The organism is Faecalibacterium sp. DFI.5.82, from assembly GCF_029076575.1.
GTDB classification, from domain to species: Bacteria; Bacillota; Clostridia; order Oscillospirales; family Ruminococcaceae; genus Faecalibacterium; species Faecalibacterium duncaniae.
This window is the reverse complement of the sequence record NZ_JARFIS010000557.1, coordinates 1-309: the sequence shown is the minus strand read 5'-3', so window position 1 is coordinate 309 and position 309 is coordinate 1. Positions and strand designations below refer to the sequence as shown.

General features: G+C 59.2%; 1 pseudogene. It reads right to left on the bottom strand.

Annotated elements, in window-relative coordinates:
* Window positions 1–247, bottom strand: a pseudogene (locus tag P0G09_RS17860) (metallopeptidase); the annotation flags it as partial.
* Between the last annotated feature and the right edge of the window lie 62 nt (window positions 248–309).

The following is a 309-nucleotide window of genomic DNA, read 5'->3' as shown; positions in this document are numbered from 1 at the left end:
AGAGCCGCAGCAGGGCGCTGGGCTGATAATATAGGTACACGCCGTCTGTGGCCAGCACGCCGCACCGCTCGACCGGTACCGGGGCCAGGGCACTGAGCGCCATATCCAGAAAGCGGAAGTCGAGGTACAGCCCGCTGCGCACCACAGCCAGCACCTCGCCGCCAATCCGGGCCTGCCACTCCTCGTGGGTCTCTGGCCGTTTGGATGCAAAGGGATTGCGGGGGTCGAATAATTTTTCTTTGGGCAAAAAATTCACCTACTAGGGAAAGATTTCATTCGTCCAACCTCTCCGTCATTGCTTCGCAATGC